Annotated in this window: 18 protein-coding genes and 1 tRNA gene; 5 read left to right on the top strand and 14 right to left on the bottom strand. The window is 63.0% G+C overall.

Translation table 11 applies throughout. The annotated features are described in order from the left end of the window. Positions 1-75: 75 nt before the first annotated feature. Positions 76-1,278: a pyridoxal phosphate-dependent aminotransferase gene (locus BLS13_RS00465; RefSeq protein WP_093448827.1), complete on the top strand. Its 1,203-nt coding sequence runs from the start codon at positions 76-78 to the stop codon at positions 1,276-1,278. Positions 1,279-1,427: 149 nt separating this feature from the next. Beyond that, a complete protein-coding gene (gene msrA, locus BLS13_RS00460; RefSeq protein ID WP_256325632.1) occupies positions 1,428-2,165 on the top strand; it encodes a peptide-methionine (S)-S-oxide reductase MsrA in 738 nt (245 codons plus the stop codon). A 21-nt stretch (positions 2,166-2,186) separates the two neighbouring features. On the opposite strand, the gene pdeM is transcribed toward msrA, so the two are convergent. From pdeM to dapE, 3 genes are all read right to left on the bottom strand, one after another. Beyond that, positions 2,187-2,849 carry a ligase-associated DNA damage response endonuclease PdeM gene (gene pdeM, locus BLS13_RS00455; RefSeq protein ID WP_093448824.1) on the bottom strand — a complete coding sequence of 221 codons (663 nt, stop codon included), beginning with the start codon at positions 2,847-2,849 and terminating at the stop codon, positions 2,187-2,189. Between the two features lie 59 nt (positions 2,850-2,908). After that, positions 2,909-2,993, bottom strand: a tRNA-Leu gene (locus BLS13_RS00450). Between the two features lie 69 nt (positions 2,994-3,062). Beyond that, entirely contained in the window at positions 3,063-4,199 is a 1,137-nt protein-coding gene (gene dapE / locus BLS13_RS00445; RefSeq protein WP_093448822.1) for a succinyl-diaminopimelate desuccinylase, read from the bottom strand. A 52-nt stretch (positions 4,200-4,251) separates the two neighbouring features. Here dapE and BLS13_RS00440 point away from each other — a divergent pair, with 52 nt between their 5' ends. Next, entirely contained in the window at positions 4,252-4,701 is a 450-nt protein-coding gene (locus BLS13_RS00440; protein ID WP_093448819.1) for a cupin domain-containing protein, read from the top strand. Positions 4,702-4,727: 26 nt separating this feature from the next. Then, entirely contained in the window at positions 4,728-4,967 is a 240-nt protein-coding gene (locus BLS13_RS00435) for a hypothetical protein (RefSeq protein ID WP_093448816.1), read from the top strand. Between the two features lie 8 nt (positions 4,968-4,975). Here BLS13_RS00435 and BLS13_RS00430 read toward each other — a convergent pair whose 3' ends face one another. From BLS13_RS00430 to BLS13_RS00400, 7 genes are all read right to left on the bottom strand, one after another. Then, complete coding sequence (locus BLS13_RS00430; RefSeq protein ID WP_093448814.1) at positions 4,976-5,647, bottom strand: glutathione S-transferase family protein; 672 nt, start codon at positions 5,645-5,647, stop codon at positions 4,976-4,978. 264 nt (positions 5,648-5,911) lie between these two features. Beyond that, complete coding sequence (gene yihA, locus BLS13_RS00425) at positions 5,912-6,571, bottom strand: ribosome biogenesis GTP-binding protein YihA/YsxC (protein ID WP_093448811.1); 660 nt, start codon at positions 6,569-6,571, stop codon at positions 5,912-5,914. Then, positions 6,568-8,289, bottom strand: a complete 1,722-nt coding sequence (yidC, locus tag BLS13_RS00420; protein WP_093448808.1) for a membrane protein insertase YidC — start codon at positions 8,287-8,289, stop codon at positions 6,568-6,570. Before yidC ends, yihA begins: the two co-directional genes overlap by 4 nt. A gap of 15 nt (positions 8,290-8,304) precedes the next feature. Further along, complete coding sequence (gene yidD / locus BLS13_RS00415; protein ID WP_093448805.1) at positions 8,305-8,517, bottom strand: membrane protein insertion efficiency factor YidD; 213 nt, start codon at positions 8,515-8,517, stop codon at positions 8,305-8,307. Next, entirely contained in the window at positions 8,514-8,834 is a 321-nt protein-coding gene (gene rnpA / locus BLS13_RS00410; RefSeq protein ID WP_093448803.1) for a ribonuclease P protein component, read from the bottom strand. Before rnpA ends, yidD begins: the two co-directional genes overlap by 4 nt. A gap of 17 nt (positions 8,835-8,851) precedes the next feature. Further along, positions 8,852-8,986, bottom strand: coding sequence for a 50S ribosomal protein L34 (rpmH, locus tag BLS13_RS00405; protein WP_037527499.1), 135 nt, complete (start codon positions 8,984-8,986; stop codon positions 8,852-8,854). A gap of 93 nt (positions 8,987-9,079) precedes the next feature. Next, on the bottom strand, positions 9,080-9,580 hold the full coding sequence (locus tag BLS13_RS00400) for a GNAT family N-acetyltransferase (protein ID WP_093449477.1): 501 nt from the start codon (positions 9,578-9,580) through the stop codon (positions 9,080-9,082). 243 nt (positions 9,581-9,823) lie between these two features. Here BLS13_RS00400 and BLS13_RS00395 point away from each other — a divergent pair, with 243 nt between their 5' ends. Beyond that, positions 9,824-11,332, top strand: a complete 1,509-nt coding sequence (locus BLS13_RS00395) for a YifB family Mg chelatase-like AAA ATPase (protein ID WP_093448800.1) — start codon at positions 9,824-9,826, stop codon at positions 11,330-11,332. Here the strand turns inward: BLS13_RS00395 and BLS13_RS00390 are convergent. From BLS13_RS00390 to BLS13_RS00375, 4 genes are all read right to left on the bottom strand, one after another. After that, on the bottom strand, positions 11,305-11,751 hold the full coding sequence (locus tag BLS13_RS00390) for a PilZ domain-containing protein (protein ID WP_176943367.1): 447 nt from the start codon (positions 11,749-11,751) through the stop codon (positions 11,305-11,307). The genes BLS13_RS00395 and BLS13_RS00390 overlap by 28 nt on opposite strands. A gap of 328 nt (positions 11,752-12,079) precedes the next feature. Then, entirely contained in the window at positions 12,080-12,781 is a 702-nt protein-coding gene (locus tag BLS13_RS00385) for a Crp/Fnr family transcriptional regulator (protein WP_093448795.1), read from the bottom strand. A gap of 219 nt (positions 12,782-13,000) precedes the next feature. Then, positions 13,001-14,929, bottom strand: coding sequence for a hybrid sensor histidine kinase/response regulator (locus tag BLS13_RS00380; RefSeq protein ID WP_256325631.1), 1,929 nt, complete (start codon positions 14,927-14,929; stop codon positions 13,001-13,003). Positions 14,930-15,108: 179 nt separating this feature from the next. Continuing rightward, entirely contained in the window at positions 15,109-16,350 is a 1,242-nt protein-coding gene (locus tag BLS13_RS00375) for an MFS transporter (RefSeq protein ID WP_093448789.1), read from the bottom strand. Positions 16,351-16,497 lie beyond the last annotated feature (147 nt).

Raw genomic sequence — 16,497 nt, 5'->3', positions numbered from 1 at the left:
GGTTGCCCCCTCCGGCGCCCCCGGTCTATAGCGCGCGCGCTTCATATAACCGCCGCAATCAGGAAAGCGCCCCCAATGTCCCTCATCTCCGCAGCACTCAACCGCATCTCGCCTTCGCCGACCCTGGCGATGACGAGCCGCGTGCTCGAATTGCAGGCCAAGGGCGTCGACGTGATCGGGCTCAGCGCCGGCGAGCCCGATTTCGATACGCCGGACTTCGTGAAGGAGGCCGCGATCGCGGCGATCCGCGCGGGCAAGACCAAATATACCAATGTCGATGGCACCGCCGAGCTGAAGGCGGCGATCGCCGCGAAGTTCAAGCGCGACAATGCGCTGAGCTACGAAGCATCGCAGATCAGCGTCAATGTCGGCGGCAAGCATACCTTGTTCAACGCTTTGGTCGCGACGGTGGAGGCCGGCGACGAGGTGATCATCCCGGCACCTTATTGGGTGAGCTATCCCGATATCGTCCAGTTCGCGGGCGGCACGCCGGTGTTCGTGCGGGCGGGTGCCGCGCAAAACTATAAGGTGACGCCCGAGCAGATCGATGCCGCGATCACGCCGCAGACCAAGTGGCTGCTGCTCAACTCGCCGTCGAACCCGTCGGGCGCGGCCTACACCGCCGACGAGCTGAAGGGCATCGCCGAGGTGCTGCGCCGCCATCCGCATGTGTGGATCATGGCCGACGATATGTATGAGCATATCGTCTATGACGGCTTCGAGTTCGCGACGATCGCGCAGGTGGCCCCCGATCTTTACGAGCGCACCCTGACGGTCAACGGCTGTTCGAAGGCCTATTCGATGACCGGCTGGCGGATCGGCTTCGCCGGCGGCCCCGCGCCGCTGATCAAGGCGATGGCCAAGCTCCAGTCGCAATCGACATCGAACCCCTGCTCGATCGCGCAGGCCGCCGCCACGGCCGCGCTCAACGGGCCGCAGGACTTTCTGCAGGAGCGCAACGCCGCGTTCGAGAAGCGCCGCGATCTGGTCGTATCGATGCTCAACCAGGCGAGCGGCATCCATTGCCCGCGCCCCGAAGGCGCCTTTTACGTCTATCCCGACGTTTCGGGTTTGATCGGCAAGTCGACGCCCAAGGGCAAATTGATCGCCAATGACGCCGATCTGATCGACTATTTCCTCGATGAGGCACGAGTCGCCGCGGTCCATGGTGCGGCGTTCGGGCTGGAGCCGGCGTTCCGCGTCAGCTACGCGACCTCCGAGGAAATCCTGACCAAGGCGTGCGAGCGCATCCAGACCGCCTGCGCCGCGCTGCGCTGAACCTTTTCCGATCGCATGCCGCCGGTCCGCTCCGACAGGAACGGGCCGGTGCTGCGTTTCAGCCCTGCCGAAACCCGCCTCAAGAAGACCATCGACCTCGCCGAATGGCTGTGGCATAATAGTCACTAGATGGAAAAAAGGATGCTTCCTTGGTAGACGCTCCGCACCGGCCGATCGCGGCCGGGTTGACCGCCGGCCTGTTACTCGTCGTAGCGCTCGGCACGATGGCAACGCGCAGCCCCGCGGTCGCCCCGGCGCCCAGCGTCGCCGCGGGGCCGATTGCCAAAGTGCCGGCTCCGGCCGTGGACCCCGCCGATACCGCCCCCCAGCGCGTCGCTATATTTGCAGGCGGCTGCTTCTGGGGCGTGCAAGGCGTGTTTCAGCATGTCGAAGGCGTGAAGGCCGCCGTGTCGGGTTATTCGGGCGGGGCGAAAAGCACAGCGGAATATGAGACCGTGGGCTCGGGTACGACCGGACACGCCGAATCGGTACAGATCACCTATGATCCGCGCGTCATCAGCTATGGCACGCTGCTGCGCATCTATTTCGGTGTGGTCGCCGATCCGACGACATTGAACCGGCAAGGACCGGACAGCGGCACCCAATATCGCACTGCCTTGTTCCCCACGACACCCGAGCAGAAGCAGGTGGCGACAGCCTATATCGCGCAATTGCAGGGCGCGAAGATATGGCGATCACCGATCGTGACCCGCGTCGAACCCTTCAAAGGCTTCTACAAGGCCGAGGATTATCATCAGGATTTCCTGACACGGAAGCCCGATTATCCCTATATCGTCTATAACGACCTGCCCAAGGTCGAAGCGCTGCGCGTCGCTTTCCCGAGCCATTTCCGCAAGAATGCGGTGACGGTGTTCCCGGTTAGCTAAGCCTGCGCCCGAAAGTTCTCGTCACGCTGCCAGCGGAAAATCGAGCAACCGTTCCGGCATCGCCACCAATGCCCGCGCGCCGATGCCGACCGTGCGCAGGATCACCGGATCGGCGGCATCCATCCCCCCGGTCAGCGCGCCGAACGACGGCAGGATGAGCTTGCTGCGCCCCGCCACGAAACAGGGCCGGGATACACGTCGCCCGCGCACGCGCACCTGGAATTTGGGATGATAATGGCCCGAGATTTCGGGTCGCCCGTCGGCCGGATCGGCGGCGTGACGCAGCACGATATCGTCGAGCATGCGTTCCGCGGCGATCGTCCCGCCGAACGGTACGGAAATCTCTTGATCATGATTGCCGATGATCCACACCCATTCGGTAGCCGCGGTCAATTGCAGCAGGAGACTGCGCGCAATCGACTCCAGTCGATCGGCACCGCCGCAATCGTGAAAGCTGTCCCCCAGGCAATAGACCGTCCGTGGACGAATACGATCGACCAGCAGAGCCGCGCGCCGCAGGGTCTCGATCGAATCATAAGGCGGCAGCATCTGACCGCGCGCGGCAAAGCTGCTGGCTTTTTCGAGATGCAGATCGGCGAGCATCAGAGCGCCAAGCCCCGGGCAATACACTGCGCCTTCGGGCAGCAGCAGCAGATCGGTCGAGCAGAACGAAAAGGGAACCATGCCCTTGCTATAGCGGCTGGCCCGCAGGCCGCAAGACGGCGCTTCGTGCCGTCAGTCGATGGTGCGGGCGGTCGGAATCGAACCGACACTCCTTGCGGAACCGGATTTTGAGTCCGGCGCGTCTACCAGTTCCACCACGCCCGCACATCGCCTTGCCTTCGCATCGCGCGAAGAGCCGTCCCATAACCGCTGCCTGCGCGCGCGCCAACCCTTTTATCGGCCGGCCAGCGCCTCATGGATGATGTCCGCATAAATGTCGGTAAGTGCGTAGAGATCGGGGATCGCCACCGCCTCGTCGAGCTTGTGCATCGTCGCATTGCACAAGCCGAATTCGACGACCGGGCAGATGCGCGACAGGAAGCGCGCGTCCGACGTGCCGCCCGTCGTCGAAAATTCGGGCGAGATGCCGGTCACCCGACCGATCGCACCGGCGACGAGCGCGGACAGCGCACCCGGCGGCGTGATGAAGCTTTCGCCGGAAATGATCGCCTTCACCGTCGCCCGCGGCGCATGCTCCGCCACGACCGCGCGAACACGATCGACCAGTTCGGCGCCCGTATGTTCGTCGTTGAACCGGATGTTCAGCCGGGCGCTCGCATGGCCGGGAATCAGGTTTGTGGCGCTGTTGCCGACATCGACCGTGGTGATCTCCAGATTGGATGGCTGGAACCAGTCATTCCCATCGTCGAGGTGCAAGCCGGCCAGCGCATTGAGCGCCGTCATCAGCGCGGGGACGGGATTGTCGGCCAGATGCGGGTAAGCGACATGGCCTTGCATACCCGGATTATCGATCCAGATATTGACCGAGCCGCGCCGCCCGATCTTGATCATGTCGCCCAGTTGCTGCGCCGATGTCGGCTCGCCGACCAGGCACATGTCCGGGCAGATATCGCGCGCCTTCATCCAGTCGATCAGAGCGACCGTGCCGAACGTGGCCGGCCCTTCCTCGTCCCCCGTGATGATCAGGCTGAGCGTCCCCGGATGATCGCCGACGCGCGCGGAAGCCGCGATGAAGGCCGCGATCGCCCCCTTCATGTCGACGGCGCCGCGCCCGTAAAGCAAATCGCCGCGAATCTCCGGCACGAACGGATCGCCGCCCCACCCGGCGCCCGGCGGCACGACGTCGCTATGGCCGGCGAAGGCAAAGTGCGGCGCCCCTGCCCCGCGCGTGGCGAACAGGTTTTCGATCGGTCCGTCGGGCGCCGCGCCGGCCGCAAAACGATGTACATCAAAGCCGATCGATTCGAGCGCGTCAGCAATCACCGCCATCGCGCCGGCATCGGCGGGCGTTACACTAGGGCAGGCGATCAGGCGCTGGGCGAGATCGAGCGGATCGATTGTCGTGCTCACGGCTTTCGCCTAGCCTCCGCCGTCGCCAATTGCAAAGAGGCAGCCCGTTCCGATGCCCAAGATCGACCTCGACGCTATTCCGCAGACCAACGCCACAGGCTATCCGCCGATCTATGCCGGCGAAGTGCAGGGCCGCCTCTACCGCCGACTAGCCCCATCCGCGGGTCTCGTCGATTTCGGTGTTAGCCATGTCACCCTGCAGCCGGGCGCCTGGTCCGGGCAGCGGCACTGGCATGAGGGCGAAGACGAGTTCGTCGTGATGGTGGTGGGCGAGGCGGTGCTGGTAGACGATCATGGCCGTACGCCGCTGAAGGCCGGCGATTGCATCGCCTATCCCAAGGGCGATGCGAACGGCCACCATATCGTCAACGAAACGGCTGAAGACGTCGTGTTCGTCGTGGTCGGCGCCGCTTCCAAAAGTGCCTGTCATTATCCCGATATCAACCTGCTCCTCGACGGGCCCTCGCAAACCTTCTGCCGCAAGGATGGGACGCATTTCTGAAACGGACGGCAGAAAAGAGGCTCCCGATGGACTTCGATGATTCCGACTTCACCCGCCTCGTGAAAGCGACGCGCGAGAAATTCGGTGTCAGCATCGCGCAGGCGCATGACATGATCTTCGCCGACAAAGAGATCCGCCGGCTGGTGGCATTGCGCATCAATCGCAGTCAAGAATGCCGCAAACAAGCGCTGTCCGATATCCGTCGCAACGGTGACAAATCACGTTTCGTCCGCGAGGGCGATCGGATCAGGTTCAGGAATCCCTGACCAGCCCTTCAGACCGACGCATTCCGTTCGAACCGCTCGATCACCCAGCTTTCCGCATCGGCCCCGGCTGTCCACTCGACCATGAACGGATGCGCGCGGACGGCGTCGCAATACGCAGCCGCGGCGGGCGGTAGCGGGATCGAATAGGTACGAAAGCGCGTGACGACCGGGGCGAACATGATGTCGGCCGCGCCAAACGCGCCGAACAGATAGTCGCCGCCCTGCCCGAAGCGCGTCCGCGCCTGATCCCAGAGCGCAACGATCCGGTCGACATTCTCGGCGACCTCGGGCGTCAAAGGTTCGGGCGGATAGACGTGACGCATGTTCATCGTGTGTTGCTGGCGGAGCGCCTGATAGCCGGCATGCATCTCGGACGCCATTGACCGGGCCAGCGCCCGCGCCGCCGGATCGGCCGGCCAGAAGCGATCGGCCCCCACCTTGTCGGCGAGATAGTCGATGATCGCGAGGCTTTCCCAGACCGGTACGTCGCCGTCCCACAGGATCGGCACCTTGCCGTTGGACGGCGCGAACTCGGCCGCCTCGCGCCGCGCGTCCCAGCTATCGTCATAGAGCGGTGCGACGGTCTCCTCGAACGGCAGCCCCGATTGCCGGACCGCAAGCCAGCCGCGCAGCGACCAGCTGCTATAGACCTTGTTGCCGATGAATAGCCTGAGCGCCAACGTCGCCTCCCGTCATTTTGGATGCGCGCTTTCTAGAGCGGACGCGGGCAATGTCCATGACGCATAAGCGACGGATCGGGACGGCACCCTTATGACTGCCGTTCCGTAATCCTCCCCCGCCAGGGGGAGGTGTCGCCAAAGGCGACGGAGGGGGCGGGCGGCAATCAACTTCTGCGTGAAGCACATCCAGACTTCCGCCGCCCTCCCCCTCCGGCATCGCTCTGCGCTGCCACCTCCCCCTGGCGGGGGAGGATGTTGAGGGTCTCAGGCGCTGATCGCCTCAAGGATCGCCGCGCGCAGTTCGGCGATGCCGAAGTCCTTTTCGCTCGATGTCACCAGCAGCTTCGGATGCGCGGCGACATGCTTGCGCGCCTCGACGGCGGTCGCCTCGGTGACGGCCGCCAGGTCGCTCGCCTTGATCTTGTCGGCCTTGGTGAGGACGAGATGATAGGTGACGGCGGCGCCATCGAGCATCTTCATCACGTCCAGATCGACATCCTTCACGCCGTGCCGCGCGTCGATCAGCACCAAAGCGCGTTTCAACACCACCCGCCCGCGCAGATAATCGTTGATCAGGAAGCGCCACTTCTTGACGACATCCTTCGGCGCCTTGGCGAAGCCATAGCCCGGCATGTCGACCAGCCGCAGCGTCGGAACGTCGCCCTCGCCCCCCACGTCGAAGAAGTTGAGCTCCTGCGTCCGCCCCGGCGTGTTCGATGTCCGCGCCAACCCGTTGCGATTGGTGAGCGCATTGAGCAGCGAGGACTTCCCGACGTTCGACCGACCGGCAAAGGCCACTTCCGGACAGACCGGATCGGGCAGATATTCGAGGCTCGGTGCCGATTTCAGGAAGCTGATCGGCCCCGCGAACAGCTTGCGCGCGGGTTCGATATAATCGATCTCCGGCTCGTCGATGTCGCTCACTTCTTGGCCACGGCGACGGCGGGCGTCTTCATGCCGGGATGGCGGCTATAGAGCCATGCCTGCTGCGCGATCGTCAGGAAGTTGGAGGTGATCCAATAGACCAGCAGACCGGCCGCGAACGGCGCCATGATGAACATCATCAGCCACGGCATCAGGCTGAAGATCTGCTTTTGCGAATCGTCCATCGGCTGCGGGTTGAGCTTGAACTGCAACCACATCGAGAAACCGAGCAGCAAAGCGAGCACGCCGATGCCCAGGAAGGCCGGCGGCGTGAAGGGCAGCAGGCCGAACAGGTTGAGGATGTGCAGCGGATCGGGCGCGGAAAGATCGCGGATCCACAGGATGAACGGCTGGTGCCGCATCTCGATCGTCAGCATCAGCACCTTGTAGAGCGCGTAGAAGACCGGGATCTGGATCACGATCGGCAGGCAGCCGGCGAGCGGATTGACCTTTTCCTCCTGATACAGCTTCAACATCTCCTGCTGGAGCCGCGGCTTGTCGTCCTTATGGCGCTCCTGCAATTCCTTCATCTTCGGCTGCACGACGCGCATGCCCGCCATCGACTTGAACTGCTTCTGCGCGATCGGGAACATCAGCCCGCGCACCACGAAGGTGAGCAGGATGATAGCGACGCCGAAATTGCCGACGAGCCGGAAGATATTGTCGAGCACCCAGAAGATCGGCCGTTCGAACCAGTAGAACCAGCCCCAGTCGATCGCCTTGTCGAACTGGGCGATGCCCAATGTCTTTTCGTAGCGATCGAGCGTGCGCACTTCCTTGGCACCCGCGAAGAAATGCTGGGTCGCCGCGATGGCCTTGCCCGGGGCCACGATCACTGGCTTGCCGGTATAGACCGCCTGATAGACCTGATCGGACGGCGACAGGAAACCGGCCTCGACCGGGGCGTTCGGATCGGGGATCAGCGCGGTCAGCCAATATTTGTCGCCGAAGCCGAGCCAGCCGCCGGTGCTGCCGAAGCGCGATCCGGCCGCCCCGCTCTTGTCGAGATCCTTGAAGTTGATCTTGTAATTGGCCGAACCGTCAAACACGCCGATCGGGCCGGTATGGTTGGTCCAGGTGCCGATGTCCTTCGACACGCCATTGCGCGATACCAAGGCATAAGAGCGCGCGGCAACCGGCGCGGCGCCGCCGTTCGACAGCTTCTGCGTGACGCTGAACATATAATCCGCATCGACCGCGATCACCGTCTCGAACGCCTGACCGTGGGTGTTGCTCCAGCGCAGGGTGATCGGTTTGGCCGGGGTCAGCATGGTCGCATCGGCGGTCCACACGCTGTTCGGGCCGGGCGCCTCGACGCCGTCTCCGGTCCAGCCGAAGCCCGCGAAATAGCTGTCCTTGCTGCCATCGGGCGAAAGCAGCCGGATCGGCGGCGAATCCTTGGCGATCGTTTCCTTATAGGATTTCAGCACCAGATCATCGATCCGCGCGCCCTTCAGGTTGATCGAACCGGCGAGCTTCGGCGTGTCGATCGCGATGCGCGGCGTTTCTTTCAGCACCACGGCCCGATCGCGAATCGCAGCCGGACCGTTCGCCACCGCGCCCGCATTCGGGTTGGGGACCACGACTTCCTTGCCGCCAACGATCTGCGTGACCGGCGGCTTGGCCGGCGGAAAGAATCGCTGGGACAGCGCCGTCCATCCGAAAAGCACGATCGCCGACAGCACGATCGCAAGGATCAGGTTGCGCTGATTATCCACAAAAACTCCCAGAATTCACGGCACGGGATCATGGCCAAAGCCACCCCAGGGGTGGCATCGGCAGATCCGACGGGTGGCCAGCCATCCGCCTTTGAGCGCGCCATAGCGCGATATGGCCCCGATCGCATAGGCCGAACAGGATGGAATATAGCGGCAGGTGGGTGGCAGGATCTGCGACGGGCCATATTGCCACGCTTTCGCGATCAGGATCAGCACCCGGGCGATCATCGCCGAATTCGCCCCAGCGCCTTGGCGAATTCAGACCTGAGATCGCCGAAATCGCGCTCGACCCCGCCGGCGCGGCCGATCAGCACATGATCGGCGCCCGCCACGCCGTCGACCGCCAGCACCTCGCGGGCCAAAGCCCGGAACCGGCGCTTCATCCGGTTGCGGACAACCGCATTGCCGATCTTCTTGGTCACGGTAATGCCCAGCCGGATCATCGGATCGCCGTCGTCGCGCGGACGCACAAGCAAAACGAACCCCGGCATCGGGGCTCTTCTACCGCTATTGGCGGCGAGAAAATCCGCACGGCGCCGAAGCACCGCATAAGGCGAGGATGTCAGGCGGACAGCTTGTTGCGGCCGCGCGCACGACGGGCGGCCAGCACCTTGCGGCCACCGACAGTCGCGGTGCGCGCCCGGAAACCGTGGCGGCGCTTGCGGACCAGGTTGCTCGGCTGAAAAGTGCGCTTCATTGTCTTTGCCTCGAAATCACAAAACGGAAAAGGGCCGCCGAACAATGCGGCAGCCGCTGACGGATGCGCGCTTAGGCAAAGTGGGTGTGGGAGTCAATCTTTCTCCGCCCCACCGACCGAGGCTTTGGGCGGCACACCGCGCAGATCGAGCATCATGAAGCGGCTGTTCGGATCGGGCCGATAGTCGCCGAACGGCGGGCAATCGACGAAGCCATGGCGCCGATAGAGCGCATGCGCCGGCCGGAAGAAATCCCACGATCCGGTCTCGAGGCTGACCCGCGCCATCCCTGCCGACCGCGCATGAGCGATGATGTGCCGCACCATCGCGCTACCGATGCCCCGCCCCCGCGCGTCCCGCGCGACATGCATCGACTTGACCTCGCCATGCTCCGGCGAGAGCGCCTTAAACGCGCCGACACCGAGCAAGACCTCTCCCTCCCATATCGACCAGAAGGCGATATTCGGCGATTTCAGCCCCGACAGATCGAGCGCATGCGCGCTGCCCGGCGCCGTCTCCGCCCGAGCTGTCGCCAGATGTGTTTCCAGCAGCGCGATCACGCGGCGATCATCGAGACCGCCGGAGATGATGCGCATAGGTGTTTCCGTCGTGTCGGTCATGACGAGCGAGAGCTTATCATGGGGTTTGTGGAAGGAAATGGCGGCCGTGTCCGAGCATCGCTCGCTTCGTCATTCCCGCGGGAATGACGAATTGAGGGGCCAATGCCAAACGACCAACAACAGCGCCCCTGACGGAATGTAAAACGCTCACATCACCGCCCCTCGACAATACTCACACCCGCCGATTAGAACAGTCCGGGAACAGCGGGGACATTCATCATGGTGGCGCATGTCGCGACGGTCGCGTTTCTGGGGCTCGAAGCGCGCGCGGTCGAAGTGCAGGTGCAGATCGCGCCCGGCATGCCGAAGTTCCTGGTCGTCGGCCTGCCCGACAAGGCCGTCGGCGAAAGCCGCGAGCGGGTGCATGCCGCGCTCTCGGCGATCGGGCTCGCTTTGCCGCCCAAGCGCATCACCGTGAACCTGTCGCCGGCCGACCTGCCCAAGGAAGGATCGCATTATGATCTGCCGATCGCGCTCGGTCTGCTCGGCGCGATGGGCGTGATCGATGCCGAGACTTTGGCATCCTATGTCGTGGTCGGCGAACTCGGGCTCGACGGGCGGGTGGCCCCTTCACCCGGCGTGCTGCTGGCAGCGCTGCATGCATCCGAGCGCGGGCTGGGGCTGGTATGCCCGGTCGCGCAGGGGCCGGAAGCGGCATGGGCGGGCAATATCGAGGTGATCGCCGCGCCCGACCTGTTGCGGCTGATCGGCCATTTCAAAGGCGGGCACCCACTGCCCGACCCGCAACCGGGCGAAGCGGTCGTGCCGCCGCGGCTCGCCGACCTCAGACAGGTGAAGGGCCAGGAAACCGCCAAGCGCGCGCTCGAGATCGCCGCTGCCGGCGCCCACAACCTCCTGATGAGCGGCCCGCCCGGCGCCGGCAAGTCGTTGATGGCCGCATGTCTCCCCGGCATATTGCCCGAACTGACGCCGGCCGAGGCGCTCGAAGTCTCGATGGTGGCATCGGTCGCGGGCGAATTGCCTGAAGGCCGGCTGATCCGCGCGCGCCCATTCCGCAGCCCGCACCATTCGGCATCGATGGCCGCGTTGGTCGGCGGCGGGCTCAAGGTGCGGCCCGGCGAGGTCAGCCTCGCGCATCTCGGCGTGCTGTTCCTCGACGAACTGCCCGAATTCCAGCGAACCGTGCTCGATTCGCTGCGCCAGCCGCTCGAAACCGGCAAGATCTCGGTCGCGCGGGCAAATGCCCATGTGACCTTTCCGGCGCGGGTGCAGTTGATCGCGGCGATGAACCCCTGCCGGTGCGGGCATCTGGGGGATGCCGCGCTGGGCTGTTCGCGCGCACCAAAATGCGCGGCCGACTATCAGGCGAAGGTATCGGGACCGCTTTTGGATCGGATCGATCTGCACGTCGACGTCGCAGCCGTCGCAGCCGCCGATCTCGTGCTGCCGCCGCCGGCCGAAGGATCGAAGGAAGTCGCCGCGCGTGTTGCCGCCGCCCGGGCCATCCAGACCGCACGGTTCGAAGGCCACACTGCCCGCACCAATGCAGAGGCCGATGGCGAGTTGCTCGACCACATCGCCACACCGGACGAACCGGGCCGCAAGCTGTTGGCGCAGGCGGCCGAGGCGATGCGGCTGTCAGCGCGCGGCTATCATCGGGTGCTCAGGGTCTCGCGGACGATCGCGGATCTGGCGGAAGCGGAGACGGTGAAGCGGGTGCATGTGGCGGAGGCGCTCAGCTATCGGCGGCGGGCGGCGGTGAACTGAGTCTGGGAGGCCTTTCGAGTGTCAGCACCACCCCGGTACGGAACCTCGGAGATCTCACGGCCACATAGCTGATCGACCAGGCCCGGAAAATTGTCGTGGATCAGCGGGCTTTCGACAACCGCCGCCAGGAGCTCGGCCTCCGAGAGTGGGACCAGGAAGCCGCAGCCGGCCCTTCCGTTCGACAACCACCGCACTTCCGCATCGCGCCACCCTATCAAAGGGATTTCAAGCCGCACCTTCGATCCCACGCACAGGTCGGAGGCGACTGCCGCCGACACGCCGCCGCTCGAAATGTCCATGATGACCACATCGGTCACAGCGTCCAGGCTATCAAGCGCAATCCGGAGACGGGCACCATATCGAGCAGAGAAGCGTGTCTTGTGCCGTTCCGCTCGTCGCTCGATGATACCATCGTTCACGGTGGCTGCGTGAACATCTAATTGAGGGACAAGATCAACATCTGTAATCACGCAGAGCTTATATTCTTGTTCCCACATCATATCGTTAAGACATATTACGTAGTTATTTTTTACATGCGATTTATATCATATAATATGCACCATTCATCTCAATATTAACTGTACGATATCGAACATATCACCTGTTTTCTAAACGACAACATGAAGAGGTCGCTCCCATTATTTTCGCCCGGCTCGGGTCTTGAACCGAGTCGGCCGCAATAGCCTCCATATCCTACCCACCGCGAATGGCGGCCAGTTAGGCACGATCTCGCATGGCCTGGCTTGTTCACGCCGCCGGGGCGAGCGGCTCCCGCGAGGGAGAACAATCCTGGGTCAGGCGTTCCAGTCCGAGACGATCCGTGATGCGGATTACGCCCCTGCTCGTCTCCACGAGCGCCGCACGCTCAAGCTTCTGCAGCGCGACGGTGACCCCGGCGCGGCGGACATTCAGCATGAGCGACAGAAACTCATGGGTAAGCGGCACCGCGTCCCCATCGATGCGATCGTGACAGATCAGCAGCCATCGCGCGAGGCGCTGTTCAATCGTGAAGGCCGCATTCGCCAGAGCCGTATTCGAAACCTGGGTCAGAAAATTATAGGCATATGGCAGCAATACCCGGCGCAGACCGGCGACAGTATTGATCAGCGGACTGAGGACTTCAGCCGGCATGCGATAGCCAGCGCCCGCGATCTGGATGAAGCACTGAAACGCCGATCGATCGACACCAAATATGGTCGCCATATCGACCATGCCCTCCCGGCCTACGACGCCCACTTCGGTTTGATGCCCTTGCGCGGTTGTGATCACGACGGACGCAATACCTTCGGTCAGGAACCAGCTATGTCTGATCGGCTGCTCCGCCGAAATGAGGCACTGTCCTTTGTCGAGTGTGACGCGGGTCAGATGCGGCGCGAGTTTCGCGAAATCTTCACCGCCCAAATTTCGAAGCAGCGCATTGCCAATCGGGTTCTGATCGAGCCTGGACATGTTTCGCCCCGGAATTTGGGGCGAGAGCTTGCGCTTTCTGCCGGCTGCGCCCTGATCGTCGGCAACCGATAACCGGCATATGGGGGCGCGGCACACGGATAGCCATATGCTCTGTACGATTTTGTACAATAAGGATCCGAGCCCAAAACGCAGGCATCGAGCAACATGATCCCAGCGCCGGCAGGAATTACCCGGGGCTGATCGCGCTGCCTTGAAGCATCAAGAACCTGTTGCGCAGGCCTCCGCAACAGCGTGGGCGAGGTCGGCCTGCGTGAAGGGCTTACGCAGCTTCAACAAAGCGGTGCTTGATCCCGGTGGCAACTCGCCATAGCCGGTCGCAAGGATGAAAGGGACACCGGGCCGCTCCTCCATGGCGATCTCGGCGAAGCGAACCCCGGTCATATTGGGCATGGCCTGATCGGTGACCACCAGGTCGATATCGGGCTCCCGCCGGAATATTTCGAGCGCGTCGTCGGCCGAAATGGCGTCCAGGACCCGATGGCCAAGGTCCTCGAGCAGGGCGGCCGTGTTCATCAGTACGAGGCTATCATCGTCGACAACCAGCACAGTGAGAGCCCGTGTATGAGGTACGGGGGTCATCGCCGGCGGTTCTTTTTCGCTGATGCGGCCTCCCTCTGCCGCTGGCAACCAGACAGCGGCCGTGGTGCCTTCGCCCGGCGCGCTCGTGAGGGAAAAGCGTCCGCCAGATTGTTCGGCGAGGCCGTGAACCATCGATAGGCCAAGGCCGGTTCCTTTTCCGACGCCCTTTGTCGTGAAAAATGGTTCCATCGCGTGTTCCAGCGTTTCGGCGTCCATCCCCGCGCCATCGTCGATCACGCTGAGCCTGACATAGCGACCCGGCTTCAGGCGATCCTCCGTGCCGGGCGCCACCACCTTCGCCTCGGCCGCGATCGTGATCGATCCGCCATCGGGCATCGCATCGCGCGCGTTCACCACAAGATTGAGGAGCGCCATTTCGATCTGATTGACGTCCGCGGTGACGGCGTCGAGATCGAGCGGAAATCGGATATCGATGGCGATAGATGGACCGAGCGATCGCCTGATGAGATCGGCCATGTTCTGGACGAGCATCGGGACTTCGATCCGCTCAGGTTTCAGATCCTGGCGGCGGGCAAAGGCCAACATGCGCTGGGTAAGCGTCGCACCGCGCTGAGCGCCGGCGACGGCATTGTCGAGCAGGCGCAGCGCCTGCGGATCATCGAGCAAACGCTTCCGAAGCAATTCGAGACTGCTCAACGTTGCCATCAGCAGGTTGTTGAAGTCATGGGCGACGCCACCGGTGAGCTGGCCGATCGCCTCCATCTTCTGCGACTGGAAGAGGGCCTCGCGCGCATGCTCCAGCTCACGTTGCGATTGCTCGCGCTCCGTCAGATCGCGGGTGATCTTGGCGAAGCCGACGAGAACTCCCATGTCGTTCCGTACCGGATCGATGACGACGCTGGCCCAGAAGCGCGTGCCATCCTTGCGGATGCGCCAGCCTTCCTTGACGAACCGGCCGTCGCGTTCGGCGGTCTGCAATGCCCGGAGTGGCTCGCCTCTGGCGCGGTCCTCCGGGGTATAGAAGCGCGAGAAATGCTCGCCGATAATTTCGGGCGGCAGATACCCCTTGATACGTTGCGCGCCGGTATTCCAGCTCGACACCATCCCTTTGGGATCGAGCATGTAGATGGCATAATCGGTAACGCTTTGCACGAGCAGCCGAAACTGTTCTTCGCTGCTCTTCAGCATAGAAGCGGCCTCGGCACGTTCACTGAGATCGCGGGTGATCTTGGCATAGCCGATCAGTTCGCCTTGCTCATCGCGGATAGGATCGATCACGACATGCGCCCAGAAGGTCGTACCATCCTTGCGGACCCGCCATCCCTCGGCTTCGAACTTGCCTTCCAGCGCGGCGGTCCGGAGCGCCCGCTCGGGCAGTCCCTCATCGCGTTCCTGCTGGCGGTAGAATCGGGAAAAATGTTCGCCGATAATTTCTTCGGCCGCATATCCTTTGAAGCGCTGGGCACCGGCGTTCCAGTTGACCACCCGCCCATCCAGATCGATCATGTAGATGGCATAGTCCGTGATCGCATCGATCAGAAGACGGTAGCGGTCCGCTTCGGGCCGGGATTCCGTCCATCGACGCACCTGATCCATAAACCTCCTATATGCGCCGATTTTTGGGGAATTCGATACAATGAACGGCAGCAATCGAACGTATGACCGAGAGTGCGGTTCCGGCCCCCGTGATCCACGAATGTCCGGATTTTCTGTGATCTCGCTAGCAGTTTGGCGGACGTTCAAGCAATTGCCCCGGTGATCGACACCTACCGGCTAGGGATACGGCGCAGGCTCTGGCGTTCGAAATCAGGAACCACCGGACGAGGTGGCAAAAAGAGAAACAACATGCTTCCGAACGCGATCAGGCAGCCCGCAACGGTCAGGAAAGGCCAGTACAGACCGGTAGGCTTGAGCAATAAGGCCGCCAGGATGGCACCCGCCCCCGCACTGACCGACATGATGGCCGACGACATTCCGAAAACCGTACTGTACACCGACACGCCGAAATGCTGCACGATCAGATAAGCCACCACGTCTCCCTCAGAGCCGACGGAAAGGCCGAGAATCAGGACCGCACAGAATAATAATGGCGTGGTATTCCAGGGGGAGGCTATGAGGAATAGCCCCAGCGCCGACAGCACGAAACCTGTGGTGGCGACGAGACGCGGCGCGAAGTGGTCGATCGCCACGCCGCTCAGCAAACGGCCCGCCAACATGCCCAGCGCATAGGTGGAAATCAATATGGCGCCCAGCTCGCCAAAAATGCCCTTTTCCCGCAGGATGATGCTCATCTGGGGCAGCATGACGCCGTTGGTGATGCTACACAGGAAAATGCCGCCGAGGATGATCCAGAAGGCGCGCATCCGACGGAGAATGGCGAAGTCCCGCCTGACATTACGCTTCGGCTTTGCCGGCTCCGCGGCCTCGACCCGGAGATCAGGAGGCAGCAGCAGCATCGCGACAAGCCCGGCGACAATGAACCCCACCGTCAGTATCAGATAGCCCGCACGCCAGCCATGATCTTGCACGAATGCGTTGAGTAGGGGCGTCCCGATCATACCCACGATGGCCGGACCCGAGGCTGCCAACCCTAATGCAAGCCCCCTCGCCCGATGGACATATTGCACGATGATCCTGCAATAGATGATCGCCGTGGTTGTGACCGAAAGCAGGCATTGCAAAAGATAGAGGACAATGAACGCCCTGAAATCGGTCGTCTGGCTGAACGCGAAGAAGATGAACGGCAAGGCGACAACCCCGATCATCGCCGTCCGGCGCGTTCCGATGATGTCGCAAAGCCGCCCGGCAAAGGGAAAGGAGAGCGCGCTCGCCAGCCCCAGGACGCCCACCCAGGCGAATTCCGCCTTGCTCCAGCCCAGATCGGCGATCAGGAAGGGCGCCATCGTAGCCGTGATGTAGGGGATGATCGCAAGCCCCGCCGACATGCCCACCAGACTGCCGATTATCGGCCGCCACTGCGTTTGCAGTTCCTCTATATAACCAGCCATCCGCTCTCCCTTTTTCTGATTATGCGAAACTGGGTCATTTCTGCCCCAACATATCGCAGGCGCATGTCGGGCTGCCTCGCATCCTTACACGCCTCGTCACCTTAGAGTTGCACGCCCAACGTGACGGGCTGGCCAGAGCCCGAAGGG

Source organism: Sphingomonas sp. YR710, assembly GCF_900101455.1.
Lineage (GTDB): Bacteria > Pseudomonadota > Alphaproteobacteria > Sphingomonadales > Sphingomonadaceae > Rhizorhabdus.
The sequence above is the reverse complement of the archived record's forward strand: the minus strand, read 5'-3'. Positions and strand labels throughout refer to the sequence as shown.

Excerpts from the sequence above, each read along its gene's own strand:
- rpmH (WP_037527499.1), bottom strand. The coding sequence starts at position 8,986 with ATGAAGCGCACTTTTCAGCCGAGCAACCTGGTCCGCAAGCGCCGCCAC.
- BLS13_RS00440 (WP_093448819.1), top strand. The coding sequence starts at position 4,252 with ATGCCCAAGATCGACCTCGACGCTATTCCGCAGACCAACGCCACAGGC.
- BLS13_RS00395 (WP_093448800.1), top strand. The coding sequence starts at position 9,824 with ATGGTGGCGCATGTCGCGACGGTCGCGTTTCTGGGGCTCGAAGCGCGC.
- BLS13_RS00435 (WP_093448816.1), top strand. The coding sequence starts at position 4,728 with ATGGACTTCGATGATTCCGACTTCACCCGCCTCGTGAAAGCGACGCGC.
- BLS13_RS00375 (WP_093448789.1), bottom strand. The coding sequence starts at position 16,350 with ATGGCTGGTTATATAGAGGAACTGCAAACGCAGTGGCGGCCGATAATC.
- pdeM (WP_093448824.1), bottom strand. The coding sequence starts at position 2,849 with ATGGTTCCCTTTTCGTTCTGCTCGACCGATCTGCTGCTGCTGCCCGAA.
- BLS13_RS00385 (WP_093448795.1), bottom strand. The coding sequence starts at position 12,781 with ATGTCCAGGCTCGATCAGAACCCGATTGGCAATGCGCTGCTTCGAAAT.
- BLS13_RS00400 (WP_093449477.1), bottom strand. The coding sequence starts at position 9,580 with ATGCGCATCATCTCCGGCGGTCTCGATGATCGCCGCGTGATCGCGCTG.
- yidD (WP_093448805.1), bottom strand. The coding sequence starts at position 8,517 with ATGATCGCCCGGGTGCTGATCCTGATCGCGAAAGCGTGGCAATATGGC.
- BLS13_RS00465 (WP_093448827.1), top strand. The coding sequence starts at position 76 with ATGTCCCTCATCTCCGCAGCACTCAACCGCATCTCGCCTTCGCCGACC.